The following is a 25,442-nucleotide window of genomic DNA, read 5'->3' as shown; positions in this document are numbered from 1 at the left end:
CACGGGTCAGTCCGACTCGTAGTCGGTGGTGTGGTCGTCCTGGGTCTGCGGCTGCGGATTCTGCCCGTCTCCGCCTCCGGAGACCGATGCCGTACCTGTCGTCCTCGACGTGCCGTGCTTACCCATTTCGACCACCCGGCCATCGGTGTCCATGTACCGAGCCGTCTGTGAAGGCCCGTCCAGGGCGACGCTCGCGTAAGACGGCGGGTGTACGGGCAGCCGGTCCGTCACCAGCCGCATGGCCCAGGGGCCCTGAACAACCACAGCAGTCATGAGTTCCTCGTTGTCGGGCGAACGGAGCTCCCGCTCGGCAGCCTGACGAGCGCGACCTGCTTCGAGCAGACCGAGAACTGAAAGCGGGGAACACACGTCGCCCTCGTGCCGAGGCGGAACCACCCAGTACGTCCCAGGTGGTTGCCGTCTGTCGATGCGCGGCACCCCCAGGTACGTGCCGCGACCGAGGCACGTGACGACATCGTCGTGAGCCCACGTGAGGCCGGCACGCACGTCGACCAATGCGTAGTAGGTGCCGCCCGCCACTCGGCGGTCGAAGATGATCCCTCCTCCCAGTAAGTCGCCGAGCTCAGCCGCCACGTCGTCCTGGTCCTCGGACCGGACGGCGGCGTGCACGATCTCGGACGCCATTCGCACCGCGGCGATTCGCTCGCCGAGCGGCAGCAGCGCGACGCCTTGCATGGCCCACTCCGTCCATACGCGCTCGGGCGTCGGATGTGTCCGTGCCAGCCACTCCGAGACCCCTCCGTCCACGTCCTCGTGTGTGTACACCAACGTGCTCCCTCGTTGTCCTGCGGTTGCGTACGGGGCAACAGAGTCCACTGATCGGCTTGCCTATTCGAGGACTTTGGAAGGCCGTTGAGCGGACGTGGAGAGGGCTTGAATACCTCCCTGGGGTGGAATAGGTGTTCCGTAGCGGACTCACATGGGAGGGTTGGAACGCGCAGTCAGCAGAAGGAGGTGGCTCGTGCCAAGGCCTACAGGCAACGTTCGACTCAAAGCCGCTCGGGTGGCCGCCGGCTTCAATTCACAACAGGACCTGGCCGACGCGCTCACCGAGCACGCGAAGGGCATGGGCATTCGAGGCCTGTCCATCGGGGTGCGTCAGGTCCGACGCTGGGAGTCGGACAACCCACCCTGGCCGCAACCAGACTGTCAGCGCGTACTGGTCCACCTGCTCGGTCAGAACCTGGAGGCGCTCGGCTTCGCGCCGCCGTGGGGCGCGGAGGGAGTGGTACCCGATCCGATCCGACGCAGGCCGGCCGCGGGCGGGACCGCAGCGCTGGGTCTGGCGATGGGCTCAGGCCGTGCAGTAGCCACCGCGCATCCGCCGACCGCCGGGGCGGATTTCGAGGCGGTCACTCGTTCCCACCGCAGGCTCTACTGGTCGGTCGCACCGACCACACTGCACCCGGCCGTGATGGCACACGCGACGCTGGGCTGCGCCCTGCTTCCGGAGACGTCCGACTCCACTCGCCGCACGATCGCGGCCGCGGTGGCCGAGACCTACCTCTTGGCGGGCCGGATCGAATTCTTCGATCTCTCCGAGCCGACCACCGCGCACGACACGCTTCTCCTCGCCCTGCAGGCAGCGGGTGAAGCGGACGATCCGTTGCTCGGATCGGCGATCATCGCGCACATGGCCTTCATCCCGGGCTGGGCGGGCGATCAGGAGGGAGCACAGGAGCGAATGATCGCAGCCAGGACCTACGCCCGCCGAGCCCCCGCCTCCGCCGAGTTCCTCGCATGGCTGGACGCCGTGGAAGCCGAGTGCGAGACCAGGTGCGGCGACACCCGAACCGCGCTGAACCTGATCACCCACGCCGAGGACGTCCTGGAGGACGGCAACGAGCATCCGTCACCCCCGTGGATGGACTGGTTCTCCCCGGCGCGGCTCATGGCGTTCAAGGGAAACACCCAACTGCTCGCCGGTCACCTCCCGCAAGCCCGGGCCGCGCTCCTCCAGGCCCTCGAAGCCATGACTCCGGGCGAGGAGAAACAACGAACTGTCGTGTACGGCGACTTGGCAGCCGTCGAAGCGGCCTCGGGCAACCCCCAGGAGGCCTGCGAGTACGCGGGCAAGGCACTCGATCAGCTGGCTCTCACCTGGTACGCCACCGGTATGGACCGGGTGCGGGAAGTCCGACGCGCGCTGACTCCGCACCGGCACGAGCGGTGTGTTCGGGATCTCGACGACCGGCTGTACGGCTGGTCGACGACGCTCAGCGCATTGAGGCGTTGAAGTCGGCGATGTGAGTGGTCAGTTCGCCGAGGCTTTCGACACGGAAGGTCGGCAGGCGCTCGGCCTCCGAGCTGTTCCACTGAATGTGGGCCCACGGCCCGCGACGGACCAGCGCCGTATGCATCCCTGCCTGCCCCGCCGGCCGGATGTCGTTGTCACACCGATCACCGACGTACAGAATCTCGCCCACCTCGAAGGGCACGATCGCGGCCACGCGCTTGAAGAACTCGGGGTCGGGCTTGCTCGCGCCCCAGTCGTCGGAGGTGCCGATCAGGTCCACGTCCTCGGAGAACAGCTCCCGCAGGATTCCTCCGGCCCGTACGGTCTGGTTTCCGGCGATACCTAGCCACAGTCCGTCGGCACGGAGCTGCCGGAGAGCGGGTCGGACATCCGCGTACAGGTCGTCCTCGCCGAACGACTCCGGCTTGCCGGTCGCAGCCCGCTTCTCCCGCTCCGCGTACAGATCGAACCCGGGCCGGAACTCCTGGAACGTCTCCCGGTAGTCCCGTCCCTGGGCGATGACGGCCCCGAACATCGCATGAAAGGTGTGCCGCGGCACACCCAGCCAGTCGGCCCAGGTCCCGTACTCCCGGGTCTCGTCCACGAGGCACTCACCTACATCGAAGACCACTGCGCGAATCATGGGGGCAGGTTATCGACGTGTAGCTGTTCAGCGTTGCCCAATCGAAGGGGTGTGCTGAGTCACGTCTCGATCAGGGCCTCACGCTGGTGCGGTCCATGGCCAGGACGAAGGATCTCCACGCATCAGCGTCCACCGCGATCCCGCACATTTTCGTCATCTTCGAGTACGGCTGTCGGCGTCGGATTCGGGTGATATCACTACGTGTAATCCTTCAAGATCGATTCGATCAACACGGCCGCCGGAAGGCCCCGTAGTGCAGCTTCACCGGCCGAACGGTCATTGGCGCAGGATGTCTGCGAAGTAGCCGAGTTCGGGATTCTCCGGGGTGCCGACCAGCAGCGCGCGGTCGAGCAGGGTGTTGTTGTGCTCGCAGCTGGTCTCCGGCAGCATCACGCACGCGTGGCAGGCGACCATGTTCGTGCCGCCGGTGCCGGACGCCTCGGCCTCGATGCACAAGGGATCGGCGGAGCACCACGAGGCCCGTCGGATTGCGGAGCGTATCGTGCTCGCCAGCTTATCGGGCTCGCCCTGGGCGACCAGTCCGCCGAGGCTGCCCGCGGAGTCACTGGTGGCGGTGTAGACGAGCAACCCCGCCATTTCCTCGTCGGCGTAGAGGCGTTCGCGTAGGGCGGCAGCCGGATAGCCGGCGTCCAGGCTCCACTCGTTGATCAGTACGTGAGCGAGGGTGTGCAACAGCACCATGCGAGGGGTGGCCGGAGAAGGCGGAACCTGGGTGGGGTCGGAGGCCCTGCGCTCCAGCATGCGGCGGTGTGCCGTACGAATCCGCTTGGCCCGCTCGGCCACCTCGGTGACGCTCTCCCAGTCGGCGAGCCGGCCCTCGGCCAGCCGGAGGAAGACGCCCTCTCCTCGAACCTCCATGGCGGGCAGCCAACTCATGGCGGCCGAGGAGAGCTCGGCCTCGTTGGCCTCGGAGACGGAGTCCGGATCGGCGACCCTGGTGAAGGCCTTGAGCGCGCGGACTTCGCGGAGCTTCTTGACCAGCATGGGGCTGGTGACCCCGATGCCGTCGAGAACGGTCGTGTCGCCGAGCGGAGTCTCGCAGATGAACTGTTCCTTGCGGGAGCGCTCGCGCTCGTCGTTGCCGGCGCGGAGGCGCTCGTACTCCTTGTTGCGCAAAGCACGGTAGCGGTGGTCGAAGGAGGGTGTTTCGTCCCCCGTGAGGTCCTCCTCGCGTTCCGCGGCAAGGAGCGCCATCACCTCGTCTACGGGGACGGGGAGGTCGTCTCCGAAGACGAACTTGAGGCGATCCTCCACTTCCGCTCGGCTGTCGAGTTCGCGCAGTCGATCCCAGTACGGCGACAGCGGATCTGCGCGTCCGTCGCTCCACGGCGGGATGGAGAGCGCGGACTTCAACACCGGTTGCCAGATGGCGGAGGAACCACGCTGGAGGGTTCGCGGGGTGAGACTGCAGCACTCCGCCGGGACCGAGGTGCCGAGCCACGGCCGGGTGCCCCGGCAGCGCAGGCCGAGATCCTTGAGCGCGCTCTTGCGGAAGGAGCCTTCCATCGACACCTCGGGCACTCCACAGCTGCACGAGACGCGGATCGATCGGAGCGAGGCGCTGCGTCCGGAGGTGCGCAGCCTGAGCGTGCCGCCGCATTGACCCGCGGTCGTCGTACCGCGCCCCGCGGCTCGATGGATCCAGTGCCAGTAGGGGAACTCGTCGAGGTGGCCCGCCTCGCAGGCGATCACGAAGCGAGAGGGGACCAGATCCGCCTCACAGGTACCGCAGACGCTCCTGCCGGGCGGCGGGTTGAAGTCCCGATGGCGGCGCAGCTCATTGCAGTCGGGGCAGGAATGCATGAGCGGGAAGCGACGGACCCGGAGGCCGTCCTTGCTGCTCTCGTCGGACGCCGGTGGCAGCCGGAAGTGCTCCACCCCCAGGATGCGCGCGAGTCGACGTTCATAGATGCGTGGCGCCTCGTCGATGCGCCACTGCTCATCGGCCCCGTCCAGGCCCGACACGACGAAGGACTCGTGATCGACCGCGATCAGTGAGCCGACGCCGTACGTGGTGATCGCTTGGGCGCGACGGATGGCACCGCGACGAGGCAGGTTGTGGGCAGGCGCCGAACCATCGGCGCCGGAACGACGCCTGCGGGCGGGGGGCGGTGTCATCGGGTGGCCTCCATGAACAGGGCGGACTCGGCATCGACGTCACGCAGGCTCCAGAGAGTGGGCCAGGCCTCGGCGTTTTCCGCCTCGTCGTCGTAGGGCTGCAGAAGCGAGGGGGTGCGCCTGCCCTTCTTCGGTTCGAAGAGCAGGCCGCCATGGACGTCGGCCTCGTCGCACCACCAGTCGAGGAACTCGTCGAAGGTCAGGGAGACAGCCTCGGCTTCCGCAGGCGTCACGGCACGAACACGGTCCAGGAGGACGGGCTTGATCTCGTCGCGGATGCGGTGGGCGTACGACTCCACGTTGCCCGCGGCCTCGTTGGGGCGAGCCTCCGGGAGCAGGATCCGGGTCAGGGCGACGATGACGGCGTGCAGTCCCCGCTCGCGGGCGCGGGCCGAGAAGGGGGTGACGGAGGTGGACTCGACCTCGCGGTACAGCGCGTTGTGGAAGTGCAGGAAGTTCTCGTAGTGAGAGCGGTCGCGCGACCTGGTCGCGTTGAGCATCACGGTGACCAGGCCGGGGTGGGCGCGGCCGACGCGGCTGGTGGCCTGGATGTACTCGGCGGTGGTCTGAGGCTGACCCATCACCGCCATCAGACCGAGCCGGTTCACGTCGACGCCGACAGCGATCATGTTGGTGGCCAGGAGGACGTCCACGACATCCCGCTCGGGGTACTCACGCTCGATGCCCTTTAGGCGGGCCGGGATCTCGCTCGCGTCGACGCGGCTGGTCAGCTCCGAATAGTTCTCGACGGTACGCACAGTGGTCTCCTCACGCGCGGCCAGCAGCTCCAGGTACGCCACCACGTCGTCGTGGACCTGGAGTTCTGCCGCTGACAGCAGCCGGAGGCTGTTGAAGTAGCCGACCAGGCTCCAGTAGGCGTCGCGCACCTGGTCCGAGGTCTGTGCCTGCTTCGCCCTGTGCAGCAAGGTCGCGTACGTGCGGATGAGGAGGGTCGACTGGCTGGTGCCGGGTGCCAGGAGACCGACGTAGCGTCGGCTCGCCTTGTCCTCGCGCGGCGTCTCCACGGCGAACCAGGAGTCCCGGGAGTCCAGGCCCGCGGGTGGGAACTGGCGGACCTCGCGGTCGAAGAGGCTGCGGCCCTGATCGGCGGCGTGGCGGATCGTAGCCGTCGAGGCGATCACCTTGGGGCGTCCGGCGAGTTCGTCGACGGCTGTCTCGTAGAGGCCGGTGAGTGTGCCCAACGGTCCCGAGATGAGGTGCAGCTCATCCTGGACGATCAGCTCGGGCGGCGGGGTCCGGTCGCTCGGGTCGTCCCGGTTGAAGAGGGCCGCTGTGGCCGGACGCCAAGGCATCGACGCGAACTTGTCGACAGTGGCGATGACCAGTGTGGGTCGGGCGTCGTACACCGCCTCGTCGATCAGGTGGACGGGCAGACCGTCCGCGAAGTCGCAGTCCACGCCGGGGCAGCGGACGTGCATGCGCTTGGCGTCCTCGACGACCTCGTACGCGCGGGCGTCCAGGCGCGTGCCGCACCAGGGGCAGGCGTGCAGCTGGACGGGGTTCTTGGTCGCCAGTCGCTTGTCGAGGTCCTTGCGGAGTTGTGCCAGTTGGTCGCTCGCGTCCTTGAGCCGGTTGGGAGTGGCCGACTCGCCGACCCACATACCGAGCGAGAACGGTTCGCTGCCCAGCTCGGACACCTTGTCGCGACGCATCCGCTCCATGGCGCAGAGCAGGATCGTGGCGCGCTCGAACTGCTGAAGTGTCAGCAGGCGCAGGGTGTATCGCATGAGCACGGTGACTCCACCGCCGTTCGCCCCGAGCCGGATCCGGCGCAGGAAGGAGGTGAGCGCGATCAGGCCCAGGTACGCCTCTGTCTTGCCACCGCCGGTGGGGAACCACAGGAGGTCGGAGATCTCGCGGTCCCTGTGCTCGGGATCGTCGATGCCGGCCATGCAGAGCAGGACGAAGGCGATCTGGAACGGCCGCCAACGGCCCTTCTCCGGCTCCGGGGATCCCTGGCGGCCGTTCTGCACCCAGGCGCTGCGGGCCCGCTGGTCGGCCATGGCCTGGTTGGCGAACCTGAACGCCGTCATGAGGTCGGGCTTGTCGCGCAGGAGGTCGATGCCCTCCCGGATCCGGCCCAGTGCCTCGCGGCACGCGTCGACCTGCTTCTGCGCGGCCTTCTCGTGCGGGCTGCCGATCAGGGCGTCGGCCTCGGCCTGCTTGCGGTCGATCCATCGTTCGTAACCCGTGGCCAGCTCTTCGAGGGCGGCGAGGACCTCTGCGTCCGGGTTCGAGGCGAGACCGAGCATGGACAGGGCGGAGCTGTCGATCTCCGGATTGGAGTCGGTGAGCAACACCTCGACGCTCGGCACGAACTCGCTGCGCACCTCGGGCACACCCGCCCGCCGCGAATCGGTCATGCCGATCGGTGGCGGTGTCCAGTCCCAATCGGCGGCGCAGCCGTGCCCGACGGCGAAGGTCGGGGCATGGCGGTGCAGCAGACGGCTGGTGGCGATCTCCGGGTCGTGCGCGAGGTCGGGGGCGGGACGCTCGACGAAGGCGCTGGATCCGTCGGCCGCGCGGATCACGAGGCCGCACTGGAACAGGGAGAACGCGTCCTGCAGTTCACGCTCGCCGACCTTGTGCGTGTTGACCAGGGTCACGGTGACGGTCACCGTGCCCATGGCCCGGTCGGGACGCCGGACGTTGACGCGCAGCCCGACGCCTTCGGCCAGTTCGAACCGAAGGTCCGGGGCGGGAGTGGTGACGTCCACCGTGGTTTCGGACAGCGCGAGTTCCTCGCGTCGCCACTGCTCGTGCTGATCGGCGATGGTGCGTGCCTCGGCACGGCGAGCGGGAACAGGCCTGCCGTCCGCGTCCGTGGGCCGGTACGCGGCGGCTCGCGCACGGACCACGACGGAGCCGCTTATGGCCGGGTCGATCGCGAAGGTGAGCCCCATGGAGGAGGGGCGGCGGGAGCCGGCGGCACCGACCTCCTGCGCCGTCCCGGACTCCTCCAGGTTGTCGCGGGTCCGCAGGGGCGAGTCGTCCAGCCCTTCGTGTTCCGCCTCGTCTTCGAGCAGCCGCTGCTCGGCTTCCGCATCCGCCGACCGCGGGTACAGCACACCGGTGAGATAGCGGTCGATCGGGGCGTCCTGGGCCAGGACTTCCTCTCGGTCCGTCGGAGCGGCGTCCGGGGCAGGTCCGAGGAGCTCGCGGCGGAGACCCACCAGCAGTTCCTCGTCCCGGACCCGGTAGTGCTCGGCGTGCCGGTGGTCCGTGTCGCTCATGCGCGCTGCTCCTCGTCGTCCGACCGTCGGTACCTGCCGATTCCGGTGATCCGGGGCGCGATCCACACACCCCGGTCGCCGAGGCCGGCGTTGGCACCGGCGGCGGTGCTGCCCGCCAACGTCTCCAGGGTGTCCACCCGCAGACCGTGAATCTCGTCGGGCCACCAGGGGTCCCACCTACGGTTGACCTTCTGCACCTGGAACAGATCGAGTCGGAACCGCTCCGAGACCTCGCCGATCTCCCGCCCGTCGTGCAACAGAACGTACGGCGGGCTCTGCCACTCACCAGGCGGCAGGTCGTGAAGTTTGCGAAGCAGGATCTCGTCGCCCGGGGCGACGTGCTCCAGGAGGTAGGCCTGGGTCGCGCCGGCATCGTGGCCGGGAGGGGCGTCCGCGCACACGTCTCCGGGCTCGCCGACGATCCCGTACCGGTCGTACGCCTTCCAACCCCCCAGGAACCTGCGGCCGTTCTTCCCGCCACCGGCGCGCCTGATGATCGGCAGCTTCGGCGGGTCCAAGTGGTACAGGTCCTGACGGGCGCGGGTCAGGGCCACGTACAGGGCACGTGCTTCGGCCGGAAGGTCCAGCTCTTCCTTGTATCGCCGGCGCAACTCCGCCACGGTCGGCGGAGCCAGGACGATCACCCGGTCGAACTCCAGGCCCTTGGCCCGGTGCACCGTCGAGATCACGACGCGCGCTGTCTCCGGATCGGCCAGCTCGTCCGGGAAGCGACCGTCGGCGATCAGGCGACGCAGCCGATCCAGGTCGAGTACACCTCGCCCCGGGCCTCGCGCCGCCCGGCGCAGCACGGTCCACACCGTTTCGGGGGCCGACTCGTACGGCAGGGTCATCTCCGCCAGCAACGACCGGAACCGCTCTTCGGAAAGCGTCGCGGACTCCGTACGACGCAACAACTCGGCCACCCAGTAAGGAGTGGGGCGGTCCTCCAGAGGCCGTCTCAACCGATGCTCCACACCATGCTCGTGAAGCAGCTCCGAGACGACCAGGGCCTGGTGGTTGTCGCGGGTGAGGATCGCGCAGGTGTCGGGGAAGTCCCGCAACCACTCCAGGGTGAACGGGTCCGTCAGGGCTCCCATGCCGTTCGTCGGATCGAGGAGCAGTTCGCGCATCTCTTCGTAAAGAGTCTCGGCCTCGTCCGCGTCCGTGAGGTTCTGCAGGCGCTCCCCGTGCGCCAGCGCTATCTCGGCCTCCGGCGTGGTCGCCCGGAAATTCTCGGTCAGTCGGAGTTCGACGAGGTCGTCCGGGTACGAGGCTCGCAGCCAGTCGAAGAAGCGGCCTGTCTCGTCGGCCCGCTCGGTGGGGTCCGTGATCTGGAAGCCGTAGACGGACTGTGCGGCGTCACCGACCACGGTGAAGCCGCAGCTGTCCTGATAGCGGTCGAGCAGGGTCTCCACGAGATCCCGGCGGTCGCCCATCAGGTCCTGCACCTCGTCGATGACCACGTGCGCCGGGGGCACGGAGTCCCCGGCCTCCAGGGCCCCCTTCTCGACCGCGCGGGCAGCGGCCTCGATCCGTTCCAGAAAGGGGGTCGCGCTCCAATCCTCGTCCGGGTACGCCTGCCGCAGCACCCCGAGCGCCCAGGCGTCGAACGTCTGAGCCCGCACCCGGCGGGCTCGCTCGCCGTGCCTGCTGATCCGCTCCCGCAGCTCCCGCGCCGCGGCCCGCGAGAAGGTCAGCACCAGGATCTCGTAGGCTTCCAGCGCCTCCTCGGAGGCCGAGTTCCCGCACAGCGCGTCCAGTCGGCGCACCAGGGTGTGGGTCTTGCCGGCCCCCGCACCGGCGGTCACAAGGACGCGGGCGTCCCAGGGCTGTTCCACGACGGTCCGCTGCTCCTCGGTGAGCGGCGGACTGTCGAGGTAGGCGTCGGTCACGAACGGCTCCAGAGGTGCTCGAACTGGGTGAAGGCGAGCTGAGTGTCGAAGTTCTCGATGTTGTCGCTGACGTTGAGGATCAGGCAGCAGGCCTTGCCGCCGTTCCGAGGTCCGCGCAGGCCGCGACCGATCATCTGCTGGTACACGTTGGTGCTGTAGACCGGCCTGGCCACGACCACGGCGCGGGTGGCAGGCGCGTCGAAGCCCTGGGTGAGAACACCGTAATTGGTGAGCACACGAATGCGGCCGTTTCGGAAATTCTCGATACGGGTGCGACGGTCCTGCGTGTTGGTGGTCGAGTCGACCGCGGCCGAGCGGATGCCACGATCGTTGAGCATGGCCGCCAGATACTTGGCGTGGTCCACGGAGGTGGCGAAGAGCAGCGTAGGCCCTTCGTCCGCCAGGCCGGCGACCTCGTCGACGATGCGGCGGCTGCGCTCGTGGTCTTCGGCGAGCCGTTGCTCGGCGGAGCGAGAGAGCATCGCCATGCGGTCCGCGTGCGTTCTCTCGTCCCGGGTCAGCTCGATCTTGCCGCCCCTGAGGGTGCGATGCTCGACCTGAGCGAGCATCCCCCACTCCTGGAGATCCCGGTAGGGGTCCCCGGAGGGGAAGACTCCTTCGTCCAGTCGGCGGTTGCCGAAGCGGTTGACCAAGCGGCGGGTCTCCTCCTCGTTGGTGTTGCGGAACGGAGTCGCCGTCAAGCCGAGCAGATGGCGACCGGTCTCGTACTGGGTGAGTTGCAACCGCCCCAGGATCTCGGTGTACCGCTTGGAGATCGCGGTGTGCGCCTCGTCCACTATCACCAACGCGGACTGTCGCAGCCAGGCGTACTGGTCGGTGCCCAGGCAGCGCTCCAGCTTGGCGTCGGTGGCGACCACCAGGTGGGGGTGATCGACGACGTCTCCCACCTCGTTGCTGCTCCACAGTCGGCTGATCGTGAGAGGGCGCTCGGCGCCGACCTTGGACCACACGAACTTCCAGCTCTGTACAGCCTGTTCGCACAGTTCCTCGGTCTGCGCGATCCACAGCAGGGGGCCCTTGAGGTCTCCGACCCGCTTCACCCAGCGGATGACCGCTTCGGCGGTGACCCGGGTCTTGCCGGCGCCGGTGGGCAGGGAGAGCATGCCGCGCTGCGGAGCCAGCCGGTCGAGCATGGTGGAGATGTTCCGGACCAGGTCCTCCTGGTAGTCGTGGAGGCTCGGAAAGTCTCGAGGACCCTCCACGGTCTCGAACGGAGGCGGCGACGGAGTCCTCGAACCGGCGAACGCGACAGGCAGTTTCAGTTCCGTGACGAACGCGATGGCCGCCGACGACCCACCGTAGGAGACAGGCGCGTTGGGGAAGCGGGCCTGGATGTCCCGAGCATGCTGCTGGAGCACCCCGTCCCCGTGCGCGTTGAACGCCATCTGCGCGATGCGCCGCCCGGAGGGCTCCGCGCCGTCTGCAGACTGCAACTCGGCCTCCATCAGCCCCTCGGGCAGGCCGCTCCGGAGCGCGTCCGCACCGATCAGCAGCTCGATCTTGGACACGACGTCCTCGGCCTCGCGGACCGCCTTCTGCGCCGCCTTCAGTTCACTGTCCCGAGCCATGCGGTCCTGGTGCTCCAGCACCGCACGGCAACCGGCGGCACCCAGACCGAGGCCGAGTTCGCGGTCGATCAACCGCAACATCGGTTCCCGCTCCAAGGGCACCCGGACCTTGACGATGCCGTCCTGACGAACGGCGTCCAGAACTGAGGGCTTCGTGCCCTTGGGGCTGCGAACGACCTCCTCCAGCTCGGTGCACCGTTGCACCATGGCGTTCCGGTTCCCGCTGTTCAGACGCTGGCGCAGAGCGGGAAAAAGCTCGACCAGAGGAACGGGATCGCCCTCCGGCACTTCACGGGTCTCTCGGCTGATCACGTCGGCGTAGCGGAGCATGCCCCACTTTTCGACCATCAGTTCCGCATCGTCGACGGTCTGGACGAGCAGCGCAGGTAGCTGCTCTGCGCGAAGCGCCCGGTACTCGGCCGCACCGACAGCAAGGGTGATCTCGTCGTCGGGACGGGTGTCCCAGGTGTCGCCGACCCGGCAGCGGGTCAGGGAGTCCTCCGGGAAGTCGGCACCGAAGCGGGTCAGCATCACGTAGGTCGCGCCGACGAACGAGTCGTCCTCGCTGCGCGACACCTCGTCGAGGAGCGCGTCCCAACGATCGGCGGGAACCTCGTCGACGGTGGTCGGAAGGCGAAGCTTGCGGGCCTTCTCGGGGGTGATGTCGGCGACCGGCAGCACGTCGCGGTAGGCGGCGAGTTGTGGGCCGACGGCCTCCCTGAGGGGCTTGATCCCCTGGGAGGTGGAGACCGTGCCGTACTTTCGCACCATCCACCGGATCGGCGAGGCCACGGCCTGGCGTGTGCTGGTCTGCGCGCCGATCTGGCGCGTCCAGTTGTCCACCACGGCGTCGTCGGGCAGCACTTTCAGAAAGGCCGCGCGCGACTCCTCGGAAAGGGCGCGGAAGAGATGGAGCGGGCCACCGATCGCGGCACCTTCGACCTTCATCCGGTTGAGTGCCGGGCGCGGGGCGCGGGTGTCCAGACTGCGCAAGTAGGCGGCATGAACGGCTTCGCGGTACTCCTCGAACCAGTCCTCGTCCGCCCGGGGCTGCACCCCGCCGGACGGTCGTTCCCGCAGCCCGATCTGTGAGAAGAAGGGAGTGTCGTCGGAGTGGAACGCCATGTCGACGGCGACGCTCGGATCACGCTTCGCGTCGACCACGACACCCGGCAGCATGCAGTCCTCGATGGGCCGGAACCGTCCGTCCGCGGTCCGCACGCGGAGCGTCGAGCGTGGCGTGGGCACCCGCTCCAACAGCTTGTGGGCCACGCGATGTGCCCCGGCCTGACGGAACAGTTCCCAGAACCGCTGCCAGTCCGACTCGCTGTAGTGGTCGAAGCCCTGGTCGAGAACGCTGAAGAACCGGCCCTCGACATCGGCCTCCCGGATGCCCAGGACGTTGAGCGCGTGCATCAGCGACGGGTCCTGGGCGAGCCGGTCGACGACGTACACCAGCGACTCGCGCAGTCCGCCCTGGTCGGCCCGGCGGAACACCTTGCCGTGGACCGGGGCGACGAGGCCGTGCTCCTCCGTCAGTACGACACGGGCCCTGCGCGCCTCGTCGGCGTACGGGGAACGGACCTCGATCATGTCCGCAAGGATGCGGATGGCCACGGCCGACGCCTCGGGGCTGCCGCTCTCGACCAGCGCCTCCAGCCATTCACGGACATCGGTCCGTCCGTGCCCGGCCGCCGCGAGAACGTGCTCGACCTTTCCCGAGCGCAGGGAGTCGGCCTCGACGCTCGGGTGCAGCCAGTCGGTGGGACGACCAGGGCATTCGTGCCACATGCGGAGCCAACCGGAGAGCCTCTTCAGGTCTCGGTCGAGGCGAGGATGGATCCGCAGCTCCGTCGGGACGCGCAGGACGCCGTCCTGGTCGGGCAGGGAAGGGCTCTCCGCTGTACGAGACCAGATCTCTCGGGTCAGGTACTCGTCGGCCCAACTGATCGCTTCCTTGACGCGTCCGGGAAGCAGGGGGAGGTAGGCGGCCGGATCCTCGGCGGGGGACAGGGCCGGCAGGGCGCTGACCACCAACTGCGCCGAGACCCTGATCATCTCCTGGTTGAACGGGGATGAATCGAGCAGGTTCTGACGGTCCTCATTGGTCTTCCAAGCTCCGTTGAGGATGCCGCTCAGGGACATCTCGTACTTGGTGGGGAAGAAGGACCAGAACTTGCCACGACCACGGGACCGAGGGCTGATGTGCAGACCGCTCTCCGCGTCCTTCTCCAGAGAGGGCACGCCCCAGGCGAGTTCGAGAGAGACGCGGTCGTGCAGTTCTCCGGCGTCGTCGCGGGCTGCGGGGCCGGGTTCGTGGGAGGTCGTGAACACCCGCCACCGCTCGGTGGCGACGGCCCTTCCGGTCCGTTCCTCGGCCACGGTGTGCAGGTCGCCGGACTGCTGGGCGCTGAGTATGCGTCGGGCCACGGGCCGGGGCCGGCGGTCCTCCAGCACGACCTTTGCGACATGCGGGGAGAAGAGCTGAAAGCCCAACGGGAACTCTTCACGGGGCTCGCCATGGTCCTTGGCGCGGCCTCCGTGCATGTCCCGGCCCAGCCGATCATCGGCCTTCGGAAGCAAGGGGAGTCGTACAACAGTGGTCGCCCAGGTCAGCAACTCGTTCAGGACGGGGTCGGACGCGCGCTCGGCCTGAAGGTCGAGAGGACGGGCCATGCGCAGCACAGGGGCGTCGAACTCCGGGCCGTAGCGTGCCGCCACGCCGGGAACGGCCTTGATCTGCTCGTACGACCAGGCGCGGTCGAATCCGAAGCTTCCCGTACGGCTGAAGAATTCAGGAGCGTCCGTCACCACGAGCACCGATTTGACGCCGACACCGAATCGACCGATCTGGCCTCCGCGCTTCTTCGACATGCTCATTCGGAGGATCGTCTCGGCACCTTCTGCGGTGACCGGATTCCCCTCGTTCGCGCAGTACAGGTGATTTTCCGTGAGGACGACATGGATGCGACCGCCGGGCTGGTCGGCGATTTCGTCGGCGGCATTCTGGACGAGTTCGAAAAGCTGACGGTCGCCATATCCACCCTTGGTGATGCGGCGCTCGCCGTTGGCATGTTCGGCCACAAGCCCGGGATCCACGGCGTAGGTCTGCAGGACGCGGGAGGACTGTTCGAGAACTGTTTGGATCACGGGAGAGGTCGAAGACGGCATTGCTTCTGCGCTCCTGAGGTAGCGATGGCCGGGCTGGATCGTGAATGACGGGCCGGCTTCCGGATTCGACGAAGTGGCCGGCCCGTGATTCATACGGTGTGCTGTGGTCAGGCCTATGGAGCGTCGATGTCCGGCAGGTCTCGAACCACCTTGGCCAGGTAAGGGAAGCTGCGGGTGAAGTCGTCCTCGGACAGGTCGTGCGTCTGGAGAACTCTCGCCACCTCGACCTTGCTTCTTGCCGTCTTGATCGTCGCCTCGAACGAGGCTAATTCCCGGCTCGAAACCAGGAAGTCGCCACAATCCTGCTCGTCCATTGAGTGCTACACCCCTGATAGGTCGTGTCCTGATGGTCCTACAGGGGTGTATTTGGGTACACGTCCCCGTGGAACGAGTTGCATCTCGAGGGATGGCTTCTCCCCCGAGAATGACGCTAGCGGTTGAACGTTTCCCCTCGCCAGCACTTTTGAAGAACTGCTTCCGGGCGAGGGGATGGCCCCTCTGTGGAGGCTTTCGATCCCCTTATGACGCTGGTTCTTGGCATACGGGTTCCACGGCCGCCCGAAACCCCGTTTCAGTCCTTCGAGCGAGGTGGATTCTCCACCGTCGCCGAAGTTATCGGGGGTCACTCGAATGTGCAACCCCGAACTTCCGTTCCCTTAAAGGGAGTTGGTCGTTCCGTTCTTTGGGGCAGGCGCACCCGGGCAATGTGCGCATATTCGGACAGTTCGGGCATTGATCTGATGACCCTGAGGTGATCCAGGGTAGTTAACTTTTGGTTGACGAGCTCCGTCTCGTCAAATTAGCCTCTCCTTGGGACACTCGAGGAAGAGCAGGTGGCGCGTGGAGACAAGTGAGGAGTTCGGGCCATGGCTGGCTCGGCAGCTCAAACTCGCGGGCAAGACACAGGCCGAACTGGCCGAGGAGTTGAAGCTGACAAGAGCTGCCGTCTCCGCATGGATCACCGGCAGATCGACTCCGCGCCCGACGGTCATGTCGGACATCGCCAAGGCGCTCGGCACGGACCTCGGCACAGTGCACACCCGCACCACCGACACCCAAGCCGGCCTGCCGGTCACCTGGTACCACCGACCCGGCTATCCCGACGGTGGCCGTGACCTGGGCAATGCCGCGGCCTTCGCGTTCGATGCCGACGTTCAGGTGCTCGCACGCGAGACCTGCCAGAACAGCCTCGACGAGCGACAGACGGAGAACGGTCGCCCGGTCCGCGTCCGTTACACCCTGCACGAGCTGACCGGTGAGGCACTGGAGGCCTTCCGCGAGGCGATTCTCTGGAACGACCTCTTCCCGCACTATTCCGCCGTCTCGGAGATCGCCGGGAACCAGAAGGTCGGCCGGGTCGTGGACGCCGGAGTCCGTGACATGTACGAGAAGGGCCGCTTGGTCCTGCTCCGGGTCGACGACTACAACGCTTCGGGGCTGATCGGAGACGACTACGCGGACGGCAAGTTCGCGGCCGTGGTCAGGCGCCAGTTGGAGAGTCTCAAGTCCGGTCATGGCGCGGGCGGTTCGTACGGCCTGGGCAAGGCCACGTTGTGGGCCACCAGCGCGCTCGGCCTCGTACTCATCAACTCCACTCTGTCCGAGCCCCACGAAGGGCGTACCGAGCGACGGGTCATCGGCCGTCTCGAACTGCCGTGGCGTGAGGTCGATGGTGAGCCCTACGCGGGACCCGCCTGGTTCGGGCGCCCGGATCCCGACTCGCCCGGCGCCATGGTCGCCCGCTCCTGGTGGGCGGACGAGGAGACCGTGGCTCGTCTGCACCTGACCCGGGACAGCGACGAACCCGGTACGTCCTTCCTCATCGTCGGCGCGCACGACGTGGCCAGCCTCGAGGACGATTCGTCCGACGCCGACGAAGAGAACCTGGACGAGGACGGCGGGGACACTCGCGACATCCGCAAGATGCACCGTCGTCTGGTCACGGCGCTGGGACGTGACTTCTGGGCGGCGATGACCGGAGGAGGCAACAAGCTTCCGCTCCTGGAGGTGTCGGTCCGTACCCTGCGCAACGGTGATGTCGTCGTGGCGGAGGAGCAGGTGGACCCGTCTGCCGAGCAACCGTCTCGAACCCGTGCGTTGCGGGCGCACTACGAGGGAACCACCGTGGATCGGCTCACCGAGGCCGGGCAGGTGGCCGCGCGGAGCGTGCCGCTGAAGCTGCCGCTCTCCGGAGGAGCGCACGGGTCCCTCGGCACGCACCAGGCCGTCCTGTTGGTGACGGACGCCGACAACGACAAGGACACCCCCAAGAACCAGGTGCACTCGCTGCGTGGCAACCGCATGACCGTGAAAAGGGCGGGTGTTCCGAACCTGCCGATCGGGACCAACCCTTTCCAGGCCGTACTTCTGATGGGGGAGGCTGCCGGAGAATCGGCCCCCTTCGCCAAGGAGGCGGAGGAGTTCCTGCGGGCGGCGGAACCGCCCGAGCACGACCGCTGGGGACAGACGGAGGAGTTGACCCTGCGCTGGTCACCCTCCGCGTACAGACGGATCAACGCGTTGACCACCGAGGTCAACACAGCGGTGAGGGAACTCGTCGCACGGCCCAAGCGCGGCAGCCGCGAGGGTGGTGAGGCGCTGCGCAAGGCATTGACCGTGAAGTCGAGGCCCAAGGCCAAGGCGCCCTCCGGGCCCGTGGTCCCGGTCCTGGACGGGCTCGACGCGGCCATCGGCGACGGTGGAGAGTGGCAGATCACAGCGGAAGTGAGCATTCCGCGTGGCGACGAAATCGTGCCGATGGTTCCGGTCGCCCAGATGGACGTACGCTCCGGCGGCCGCCCGAAGCTGGACTGGGCGGAACTCGCGGCCGTCGAGGGATGTGAGGTGGAGAACGGAACCTTGCGCTTCACACCAGGCGTGCGTCGCGCGAAATTCCGCGGTTCCACCGACGTCACCAGCCACCCCGTCAGGACCACACTCACCCGCCTCGTGGTGGAACTCCGTGCCGGCAAGGGGGAGTGACGGTGAAGATCTACCCGTACAAGCGACTCAACCGACCGGTCACACTCAGGGTGACCTCGGTCTCCCTCAAGCTCTCCGACGGCACCAGGGACCAGTTGGAGACCACTGCTTACTCGACCCAGCAACAAGCCGTGGCGCTGGGCATCGCGGGTCACACCGACTGGGTGAGTGCCACAATCGGTCTCTCGGCGACACTGCCACCAGGTGCGAACGCGCCGGACGCTGCGTGGTCGGACCTGTGCGTTCTCGCCGTGTTGACGGACGGCGAGACGAATGTGCGCACCTCCACCGCTCTCACTCGTGACTCCGAGGACGGTCGGGACTGGTCGGGTTCGCTGGAGGTGCTGCGTGACGATCACCTGGGTCGCGCCTCCCTGGCCGTGCACGCCGTCGGGACGGTTGACGGAGTGGAGGGCCGGTCGATCGCCGAGACCGATCGGAGCTGGCTCGTCGACACGGTCTCCGACGAGCCGGTACGTGGCCTCCAACTGGATGTACAGAAAGCCTCGTTCAGCAAGAGTTCCAGGGAGTGGCTGCACCCCTATGCCGACGTGCCCTGGATCGTGGACGTCTCCGCCAGAGTCCCGACGGTGTTCGTGAACACCGACGTGGACGGGATCATCGCGCTGTTGGGCAGCAGCGGCTCCGGCGTGGAGGGCAAGGTGCGTGACCTCCTCGTCGCTCAGATGGCCACCGATGTCTGGACTGCGGTCTTCCACGGTGCCATCGGCGAGCTGGAGGTGGAAGCGGGTGGTGGACCGGTCTTCCCGGACGACTGGCAGGGCGAGGTACTGCGGGAGATGCTCCCGGACGTCGTCCCCGGCGTGCACGTCGAAGAGGCCCTACGACAGGTCCATCGCAGGCGAACGGGCGACTCGGGCTGGGTGGAGCTGCAGACCCGTATCCATTACGCGGCGGCCCGTCGTGCCGATGCCGGCAAGGCGCTCGCCTACGCCATCCGCAGTCTGGAACAGATGAACCGGGAGAGCGAGACGTGATCAAGCAACCGAACCACGTACCGGAGCGGCTCGGGCTGCTCTCCGCCTCGGCCGTCGATCCGTTCCTCACCGAGGAGTTGCTCAAAGGCGAACAGGTGCACGGCGGTATCGATCTCGCCAAGGTCGTCGAGTCGCTTCCCGACGACGACGCCAGATGGTCGGTCGAGCCGATCCGAAGCCTGGTGGAAGACGCCATGTTCGAGTTCCGGGAGGACCGGACCAGAGCTGACGCGTGGCTCGCTCCGCGGCTTCACGCCACGTTGCGCCTGACACGGCGGGAGGCGGCGGACAAGAGGCTGTGGAACCACATCGCCCTGGCGGTGGCTCCCGACTACGTCGCCTGGCGTCACTTGTCGGAGCCGACAGCGAAAAGGCCGGAGAGGCGAATCGCCCCGGAGCGCTTCCGGGGTCCCGCGGACCGCCAGTGCTTCTCCCGTCTTTGGTGGGCGGCCGAGCTCTTTCGGAACGGGCCGGACTACGCGCCCGTCGAGGTCGCCTGCGGGAACCAGGACCTCATCCACACAGTTCTGAGGGGCGGCCTGGTCGATCACCGCCCCACCGCTCAGGCCCTGGTCCGTCTCCTGCAGAACGGACAAGTCACCGGCGGGCGAGAGGTCAACGGACTCAGTGTCGCGATCAACGCGGCAGGAGCGACGCTGATCTACGACGTCCTGGCCCCGGACGCGCCCAAGGACCCGACTCGTCTACGGGACTGGATCGCCGAGGCGGGATCGGCGCTGCCGGTGGGGCGGCACAACCTCCCGGAGGGGCCCGACGAGGACCCCGTTCCGGAGGACTCTGTGGCCGCGCTCACCAAGTACTTCACGGAGCTGTTCGAGACAGCGCCGGTCAGGGGTAGGAAGGGCGTCGACTGACCCGTCGCGCTTCCGGCTCCGCCGACTGCTTCTTCGACGTATCGGTCCGGGGATGTGCGGCGGAGCGGGCCGGAGCCTGATCTTCGGGACGCGGGCACCTGGCGGTACAGGTGTCCGCGGCTCCGCAGCCGTGGCTGCGCAGCTTGGCCCGCTGTTCCTCCGTGGCCGGTACCCACGGCTTTCTGAGGACATCCGGGTTCGGAACGGGAAGACCGAGCGCGGCGCTCAGCAGGTGGGCGCCGAACACGGGCGGCACGGCGTTGCCCACCTGCTGGGCCTGTGCCGTACCGGACCAGGGATAGTCCGGCGGGAAACTCTGCAGCATGCCCGCCTCGTTCATGCTGAATCGCGCGCCCTCGCGCACGACCTGCTCGTCCAGGTGCTCGAAGACCACGAAGCGGGAGATGCGACCGGTCACGGTGGCGGCGGGCTGCAGATCGGTCCGCACCCCGCGCCGCCCCGGAACACCGGAGCTGCCGTAGTTCGAGCGGACCAGGAAGGGAGTGCGCCGACCCGGGTGCGTGCCCACCGGACGGGCGAGCACCTCCCCCATCGACTTCCAAGGCCTCAGGGCACTGTCGTCGGTTGCCCGGGACTTCTCGGCCTCTTCGTCGGTGTCCTTGTCGTCGAGTGTGGGTTGGTGGATTCCGCTCGCCGACAGTTCGGCCCTGCGATTCCATTCCTTCGCCTCGTACGCGCGGTGCGTCGGCGCGGGAAGCGACGGCTGACCGAGTCCTTCGCGACGAGCGATCAGCACTGCCCGGGATCGTGTCTGCGGTACCCCGTAGGTCTCGGTGTCGAGGACGTCGACGACGACCTTGTACTTGGTGCCGTCGGGGAGGCCGGTCTGCTCCAACACCTTGGCGTAGTGGTTCCAGAGCGCCTCGACGGCGGGGACCTGTTCCAGGACGATGACGTCGTAGGGGCGCTTCTGCCTGTTGGGGCTCCTGGTGGCCTGGATTGCGTACCTGAGGGGCTCCAGGACCATCGCGGTGCGCGGATCGCTGAGCTTCTTCAAGCTCTTGTCGATCGCTTCGTCGGAGTGCCCGGCCATCAGGCGCTCGATGTATTCCTTGACCTCTTCCAAGGCCTTACGACCGGCGCCCTTGCCGGCCACCGAGTACGTCTGGCACGGGGGGCCACCGGCGAGCACGTTGACCTCCGGCGGGAGCGACTCGAAGGCATCCCTGCGTACCGCGCTCACGTCCGCGTGGAGGGTGTCCAGCCCCGCCGCGTATCTCGTCAGGCACGCGCTCCTGTCCCACTCGATGCCGAGGCTCGGGATGTCGAGTGCGTGCCCGGCGACGTCCAGCCCTCCAGGACCCGCGAAGAGATCCAGGACAAATGGCTTGTCGAGGACGGACTGGTGTGGCGCCGTGCTGGTCATGTGGCGGAAGTCTAGCCGGCCGAGGGGACTGCCGGCTCGCCGTCGAGTGCTTCCGCGAAGGCCCGTCCCAAGGCCTCTGCGACGGGCGGCGGGGTGGCATGTCCGATCTGGCGGTAGCGGGCGGTCTTGAGCCCGGTGATTTGCCACCACTCGGGAAACGCCTGCAGCAGGGCCGCCTGTTCGACCGTGATCTTCACCATGTTGTCCCTGCCGAGTTCGGGGTTCCAGACGAACTCCGGGCCGGGAACCGTGTCACCCAGCGAGTGCGCGTTGACGCCCATGGTCGCCCACTTGTTCTTGGCTCCGGTCGGGCCCAGGTCGGCACCGCCCCGGTTCTTCGACCCTCCGACCAGTGTGGGAGCCGGCTGGTCGGCCTGTGCGGCCCAGCGGATGGCGTCCTGCCAGCCGCGAGCGGCCATGGACGGGCCGAGGGCGGCGCCGACCGTCGTCGGCTCCAGCACGGTGGGCGTCGGCGGTCGGAACGCCTGGGCGCGGTTCCGCTCCACGGCGACCAGCACGCCCTGCTTACGACTCTGCGGCACCCCGAAATCGACAGCATTCATGACGAACCAGCTGAATTCATACCCTAAGTGGGCGAGTTCAGCCCGGGCGAAGTCGCGGAACGGCTGGTACTCGTCCGCGTGGGCGAGGCCGGGGACGTTCTCGATGAGCACTGCCCGAGGCCTGATCGCATGGACGAGATAGACGGCGGCTTCCAACAGCCGCTCCTCCATGTCCGAATCGGCCCGTCCGACGGTCGCACTCGACTTCACCCGCGGCAGGCCCGCCGCCAGGAGGTCCACGTCGTGGCTCACCGGGTGCTCGGCCGGGTCGAAGTCCAGCAGATTGGTGTGCAGCACGTTCCACTGTGGCCGGTTGGCCCGCAGAGTCGCGACGGAGGAATCGTCGTCGTCCAACAGGAGACGCGGTTCGAACCCCGCCCGCTCAAGACCGAGGGCAAGCCCGCCCGCCCCGGAGCACACATCCACGAAAGTGAGGCCGCTCACTCTTCTTTCCCCCTGTTCAGTACCGACCGACGTTCGTGCACCGCTGCTGCGACTCGTACCGCCACATCCTCGGGGGCCTCGTGCTCCCAGAACCGCAGCACAGCCCACCCTGCTGCGATCAGATGCTCCGTCGTCTCCTTGTCCCGGGCCATGTTCCGTTCGAGCTTGGTCCGCCACCAGTCCGCGTTGGCCTTCGGGTGGGTGGCGTGCTGAGGGCAGCCGTGCCAGAAGCACCCGTCGATGAGGACGGCCACCTTCGCTCGCGGGAACGCCACGTCGATACGGCGTCGCGGCAGACCTGGCACCGGGTATTCCACGCGGTAACGCAGGCCGGCAGCGTGCAGCAGCCTCCGCACGGCCAACTCGACAGCGGTGTCCTTGCTCGCCTGTCTGCTCATGCGGGCCGAGATGCCGGGAGACGAAGGCGTCATGCTGTTCACTGTCGAGCCTCACGCATGCATGTCGTCACGGTCGATGATCGCTGCTTTCGGTCGCCGGCTGATCCGCCCCCGATCACTCTTGGCGATGCGATCAGTTCTAGCAGTAGCCGCTGACATCCGAAGGGCCTTCACCGCAAGCTGATCGTCCTCGGCTGTCGGGCCGCCCGCATCCATGCCCAGTGTCGCGCTTCCGCGCCCCGCCTCAAGGGCGCTTCACTCCGCTGCGCTGCGTTCCGCGTCGGCTGCGCCGATGGCCCTGCGGGCCACCCTTGACCCGGGCCGCTCCAGCACGGGAGAGAGGCGAGCGGGCGGCCCGGGGAAGCGGGGGCCACGGTGGGGAGCGCCGCAGTGTGCTGCGCAGGTGCCCGGCGTGACGGGCGCGTCAGCGTTTCCGCGCACGCCGGGTCGGCTCAGCGGTGACCTGCCGGTGGTCCGCCTGGACGAGGGCAGTGGGATCTCAGGCGGTGTTGCCGTGGCAGCGGGCGTACGCCTCGCCCGACCCACACCAGCACCCCGCCCCCTGCTGCGGTGGCCAAGCCACCGCCCGCCCCCGTGCCGCCAAGGTCGTCGCGTACTGGGGAAGGAGCGTCGGGTCCGTCGGGGAGCTGCCCTCCGAGGCCGCGAAGGCCTCGTAGGAGGGGACCGTGCCCGTGACGATGCCCAGGTTCGGGGTGCCGGAGGCGGACAGTTCGCGCAGGGCGCGCTCTATCGAGGCCAGGTGCTCCTCCTGGGACGGGTACTCCTCGGCCAACGCCGGGTACGCCTCCAGGAGTTCCGTCAGTTCCGGCGCCGGCCAGTGCAGGATCGCCACCGGGAACGGGCGGGACAGCGCCGCGCGGTACGCGCCCAGTTCCGCTCGCAGGCGGAGGATCTCCGCCTCCAGTTCCGCCGGGTTCTCCGAGCCGAGGGACCAGACGCGCTTGGGGTCGTGCAGTTCGTCCAGGGAGACCGGCAGGGAGTGCACCGAGTCCGCCAGGGCGTCCCACTCGTCGTGGGAGCGGCCCAGCATGCGGCGGACCCGGTGGCGGCCGAAGAGCAGCGGGTGGGTCGGCTGCGCGGGGTGCGCCACGTCCGTCAGAAGGTGGCGCACCGCCTCCGTGAAGGTCTCGTGCGCTGCTTCCAGCTCGTCGTGGTTCTCCAGGGCCTCCGCGACGATGACCCAGGGGGCCGGGTCCTGGGGCGCCGAGGCGCGGACGCCCTCGATGATCGCCCGGGCCTCGGCCTCGTGGCCGTACTCCCAGAGGTTGGAGGCCTTGAGGGCGCGGACCAGGTGCGGGTCGTCCAGGCCGCCGGGGGAGGCCAGGAGGCGGTCGTAGAGCTTGGTGGCGCTGGGGCGGTCGCCGGACAGTTCGAGATGGGCCGCCGCCCGCAGCAGCAGGGCCTCGGCGTCTTCGGGGTACAGGCCGGCGGTCCGCTCCAGGCGTGCCGCCTCGGCGGTGTGGTCGACGTTTTCGGCAGGCGTGTCGGGGCGCATGGGGGACACCGTACTGCCGGGAGGTGACAAGCGTGAGAGATGCGCAGGCCGGACCCGATGGCGGACGGACGGCTCCCGGCCGTGCACCCGCGCTCCGCACCGGTCCGGCCGGGAGGGCGATCCTGTATAACGTCAGCAGGGATACGCGCGTACGAGAGGAGGGGCAGTCGGTGAACCGCACCAGGTCCGCACTGCGTCCCGTCCTCGCGCTGTTCCTCCTCGTCGCCTCGGTGCTGCTGCTCGACACCGGCAGCCTCTTCGCCACCGTCGCCCTCGCCGCGACCGCCGCCGCCTCGGCCGCCCTCGCCGTCTGCTCCGTCGTCGCCTCGCGCTGCGCGCCCGCCGTGCCGCGCACCCGGGTGCGCACGGCCATCCGCGACCGCGACCGCCGTACGGCCTTCCTGCCCCAGCGCGATCCCGACGCCCGGGGACGCACCCGGCCCCGGGCTCCCGGTCACGCCCTCCGGGCGACCGTCGCGTAGGGGTGTCTCCGTGTAGGTGACCCCGCGCGGGTCGTCATGCCGCCTGTCCTGATTCCGGCACGACGAGACCCCCGGAGGGCTCACCCATGTCCGTCTTCGCTCACCTGGTCGAGCAGCTCGCCGACCTGCTCCAGCCGCTGTTCGGCGCCTCCGCGGCCGCCGCCGCGATCGTCCTGTTCACCGCGCTCGTACGGCTCCTCGTCCATCCCCTGTCCCGGGCCGCCGCGCGGGGCCAGAAGGCGCGGACGGCGCTGCAGCCGCGGATCGCCGAGCTGCGCGGGAGGCACGCCGGGGATCCCGAGAAGCTGCGGCGGGCCGTGCTCGACCTGCACGCCGAGGAGAAGGTGTCGCCGCTGGCCGGCTGCCTGCCCGGGCTGTTGCAGGTCCCCGCCTTCTTCCTGCTCTACCACCTGTTCTCCAGCGACACGATCGGCGGCGAGGCCAACGGGCTGCTCGGTCACCGGCTGCTCGCCGCGCCGCTCGGCGGGCGGTGGGCCGATGCGCTCCAGGGCGGGCTGTTCGGCGGGGCGGGGCTGGTGTACGCGGGGCTGTTCGCCGTGGTGGCGTGCGTCGCCGTGTTCAGCTACCGGCTCAGCAAGCGCATGATGGCCGCCCACCCGGTGCTGCCCTCCGGGGACGCCGAACAGGTGCCCGGGGCGGGGGCGGTGGCCAGGGTCATGCCGTTCATGTCGTTCTTCACGCTGGTCACCGTGGCCGTGGTGCCGCTGGCCGCCGCGCTGTACGTCGTCACCAGCACGACGTGGAGTGTCATGGAGCGGGCCGCGCTGTACCGCTGACCCACCGGGGCGGGGTCCAGTACGTGAACGGGGTATTGCGGACTGCACCCCGACC

Annotated in this window: 17 protein-coding genes; 6 read left to right on the top strand and 11 right to left on the bottom strand. The window is 68.3% G+C overall.

Annotation, left to right across the window (positions count from 1 at the left end; genetic code table 11):
* Window positions 1–6 precede the first annotated feature (6 nt).
* Complete coding sequence (locus tag ACZ4M5_RS07405; protein WP_467734000.1) at window positions 7–696, bottom strand: putative ATP-grasp-modified RiPP; 690 nt, start codon at window positions 694–696, stop codon at window positions 7–9.
* A gap of 286 nt (window positions 697–982) precedes the next feature.
* Between ACZ4M5_RS07405 and ACZ4M5_RS07400 the strand changes: the two genes are divergently transcribed.
* Window positions 983–2,257 carry a transcriptional regulator gene (locus tag ACZ4M5_RS07400; RefSeq protein WP_467734278.1) on the top strand — a complete coding sequence of 425 codons (1,275 nt, stop codon included), beginning with the start codon at window positions 983–985 and terminating at the stop codon, window positions 2,255–2,257.
* On the opposite strand, the gene ACZ4M5_RS07395 is transcribed toward ACZ4M5_RS07400, so the two are convergent.
* The 6 genes from ACZ4M5_RS07395 to ACZ4M5_RS07370 all read right to left on the bottom strand — a co-directional run bounded on the left by ACZ4M5_RS07395 (window position 2,238) and on the right by ACZ4M5_RS07370 (window position 15,259).
* Window positions 2,238–2,900 (bottom strand): HAD family hydrolase, encoded by a 663-nt coding sequence (locus ACZ4M5_RS07395; protein ID WP_467733998.1) that lies wholly within the window; start codon window positions 2,898–2,900, stop codon window positions 2,238–2,240. The two genes, ACZ4M5_RS07400 and ACZ4M5_RS07395, sit on opposite strands and share 20 nt — an antisense overlap.
* A gap of 276 nt (window positions 2,901–3,176) precedes the next feature.
* Window positions 3,177–5,039, bottom strand: a complete 1,863-nt coding sequence (gene drmB, locus ACZ4M5_RS07390; RefSeq protein WP_467733996.1) for a DrmB family protein — start codon at window positions 5,037–5,039, stop codon at window positions 3,177–3,179.
* On the bottom strand, window positions 5,036–8,293 hold the full coding sequence (locus ACZ4M5_RS07385) for a helicase-related protein (RefSeq protein ID WP_467733994.1): 3,258 nt from the start codon (window positions 8,291–8,293) through the stop codon (window positions 5,036–5,038). The genes drmB and ACZ4M5_RS07385 overlap by 4 nt, the downstream gene beginning before the upstream one ends.
* A complete protein-coding gene (locus ACZ4M5_RS07380; protein ID WP_467733992.1) occupies window positions 8,290–10,185 on the bottom strand; it encodes a UvrD-helicase domain-containing protein in 1,896 nt (631 codons plus the stop codon). The genes ACZ4M5_RS07385 and ACZ4M5_RS07380 overlap by 4 nt, the downstream gene beginning before the upstream one ends.
* A complete protein-coding gene (locus tag ACZ4M5_RS07375) occupies window positions 10,182–14,945 on the bottom strand; it encodes a DEAD/DEAH box helicase (protein ID WP_467733990.1) in 4,764 nt (1,587 codons plus the stop codon). The genes ACZ4M5_RS07380 and ACZ4M5_RS07375 overlap by 4 nt, the downstream gene beginning before the upstream one ends.
* A gap of 113 nt (window positions 14,946–15,058) precedes the next feature.
* Entirely contained in the window at window positions 15,059–15,259 is a 201-nt protein-coding gene (locus ACZ4M5_RS07370; protein ID WP_467733988.1) for a hypothetical protein, read from the bottom strand.
* Window positions 15,260–15,785: 526 nt separating this feature from the next.
* On the opposite strand from ACZ4M5_RS07370, the gene ACZ4M5_RS07365 reads away from it, so the two are divergent.
* Genes ACZ4M5_RS07365 through ACZ4M5_RS07355 form a run of 3 tightly spaced genes read left to right on the top strand, consistent with a single transcriptional unit; the run spans window position 15,786 to window position 19,800 of the window.
* A complete protein-coding gene (locus ACZ4M5_RS07365; protein WP_467733986.1) occupies window positions 15,786–17,927 on the top strand; it encodes a helix-turn-helix domain-containing protein in 2,142 nt (713 codons plus the stop codon).
* A 2-nt stretch (window positions 17,928–17,929) separates the two neighbouring features.
* Window positions 17,930–18,925 (top strand): hypothetical protein, encoded by a 996-nt coding sequence (locus tag ACZ4M5_RS07360; protein WP_467733984.1) that lies wholly within the window; start codon window positions 17,930–17,932, stop codon window positions 18,923–18,925.
* Window positions 18,922–19,800, top strand: a complete 879-nt coding sequence (locus ACZ4M5_RS07355) for a DUF6339 family protein (RefSeq protein WP_467733982.1) — start codon at window positions 18,922–18,924, stop codon at window positions 19,798–19,800. The genes ACZ4M5_RS07360 and ACZ4M5_RS07355 overlap by 4 nt, the downstream gene beginning before the upstream one ends.
* On the opposite strand, the gene ACZ4M5_RS07350 is transcribed toward ACZ4M5_RS07355, so the two are convergent.
* The 4 genes from ACZ4M5_RS07350 to ACZ4M5_RS07335 form a co-directional block, all read right to left on the bottom strand.
* A complete protein-coding gene (locus ACZ4M5_RS07350) occupies window positions 19,775–21,187 on the bottom strand; it encodes a DNA cytosine methyltransferase (protein WP_467733980.1) in 1,413 nt (470 codons plus the stop codon). The two genes, ACZ4M5_RS07355 and ACZ4M5_RS07350, sit on opposite strands and share 26 nt — an antisense overlap.
* An 11-nt stretch (window positions 21,188–21,198) precedes the next feature.
* Window positions 21,199–22,194 (bottom strand): DNA cytosine methyltransferase, encoded by a 996-nt coding sequence (locus ACZ4M5_RS07345; RefSeq protein WP_467733978.1) that lies wholly within the window; start codon window positions 22,192–22,194, stop codon window positions 21,199–21,201.
* Window positions 22,191–22,592 (bottom strand): very short patch repair endonuclease, encoded by a 402-nt coding sequence (locus ACZ4M5_RS07340; protein ID WP_467733976.1) that lies wholly within the window; start codon window positions 22,590–22,592, stop codon window positions 22,191–22,193. The genes ACZ4M5_RS07345 and ACZ4M5_RS07340 overlap by 4 nt, the downstream gene beginning before the upstream one ends.
* A gap of 499 nt (window positions 22,593–23,091) precedes the next feature.
* The gene (locus ACZ4M5_RS07335) at window positions 23,092–24,108 is read right to left on the bottom strand and encodes an SEC-C domain-containing protein (RefSeq protein WP_467733974.1); all 1,017 of its coding nucleotides are present in this window, start codon (window positions 24,106–24,108) and stop codon (window positions 23,092–23,094) included.
* A gap of 170 nt (window positions 24,109–24,278) precedes the next feature.
* Between ACZ4M5_RS07335 and ACZ4M5_RS07330 the strand changes: the two genes are divergently transcribed.
* Window positions 24,279–24,590: a DUF6412 domain-containing protein gene (locus ACZ4M5_RS07330; RefSeq protein WP_467733972.1), complete on the top strand. Its 312-nt coding sequence runs from the start codon at window positions 24,279–24,281 to the stop codon at window positions 24,588–24,590.
* A gap of 86 nt (window positions 24,591–24,676) precedes the next feature.
* Entirely contained in the window at window positions 24,677–25,387 is a 711-nt protein-coding gene (locus ACZ4M5_RS07325; RefSeq protein ID WP_467733970.1) for a YidC/Oxa1 family membrane protein insertase, read from the top strand.
* Window positions 25,388–25,442 lie beyond the last annotated feature (55 nt).

The sequence above is a fragment of the Streptomyces sp. NPDC026246 genome (assembly GCF_055567995.1).
The sequence above is the reverse complement of the archived record's forward strand: the minus strand, read 5'-3'. Positions and strand labels throughout refer to the sequence as shown.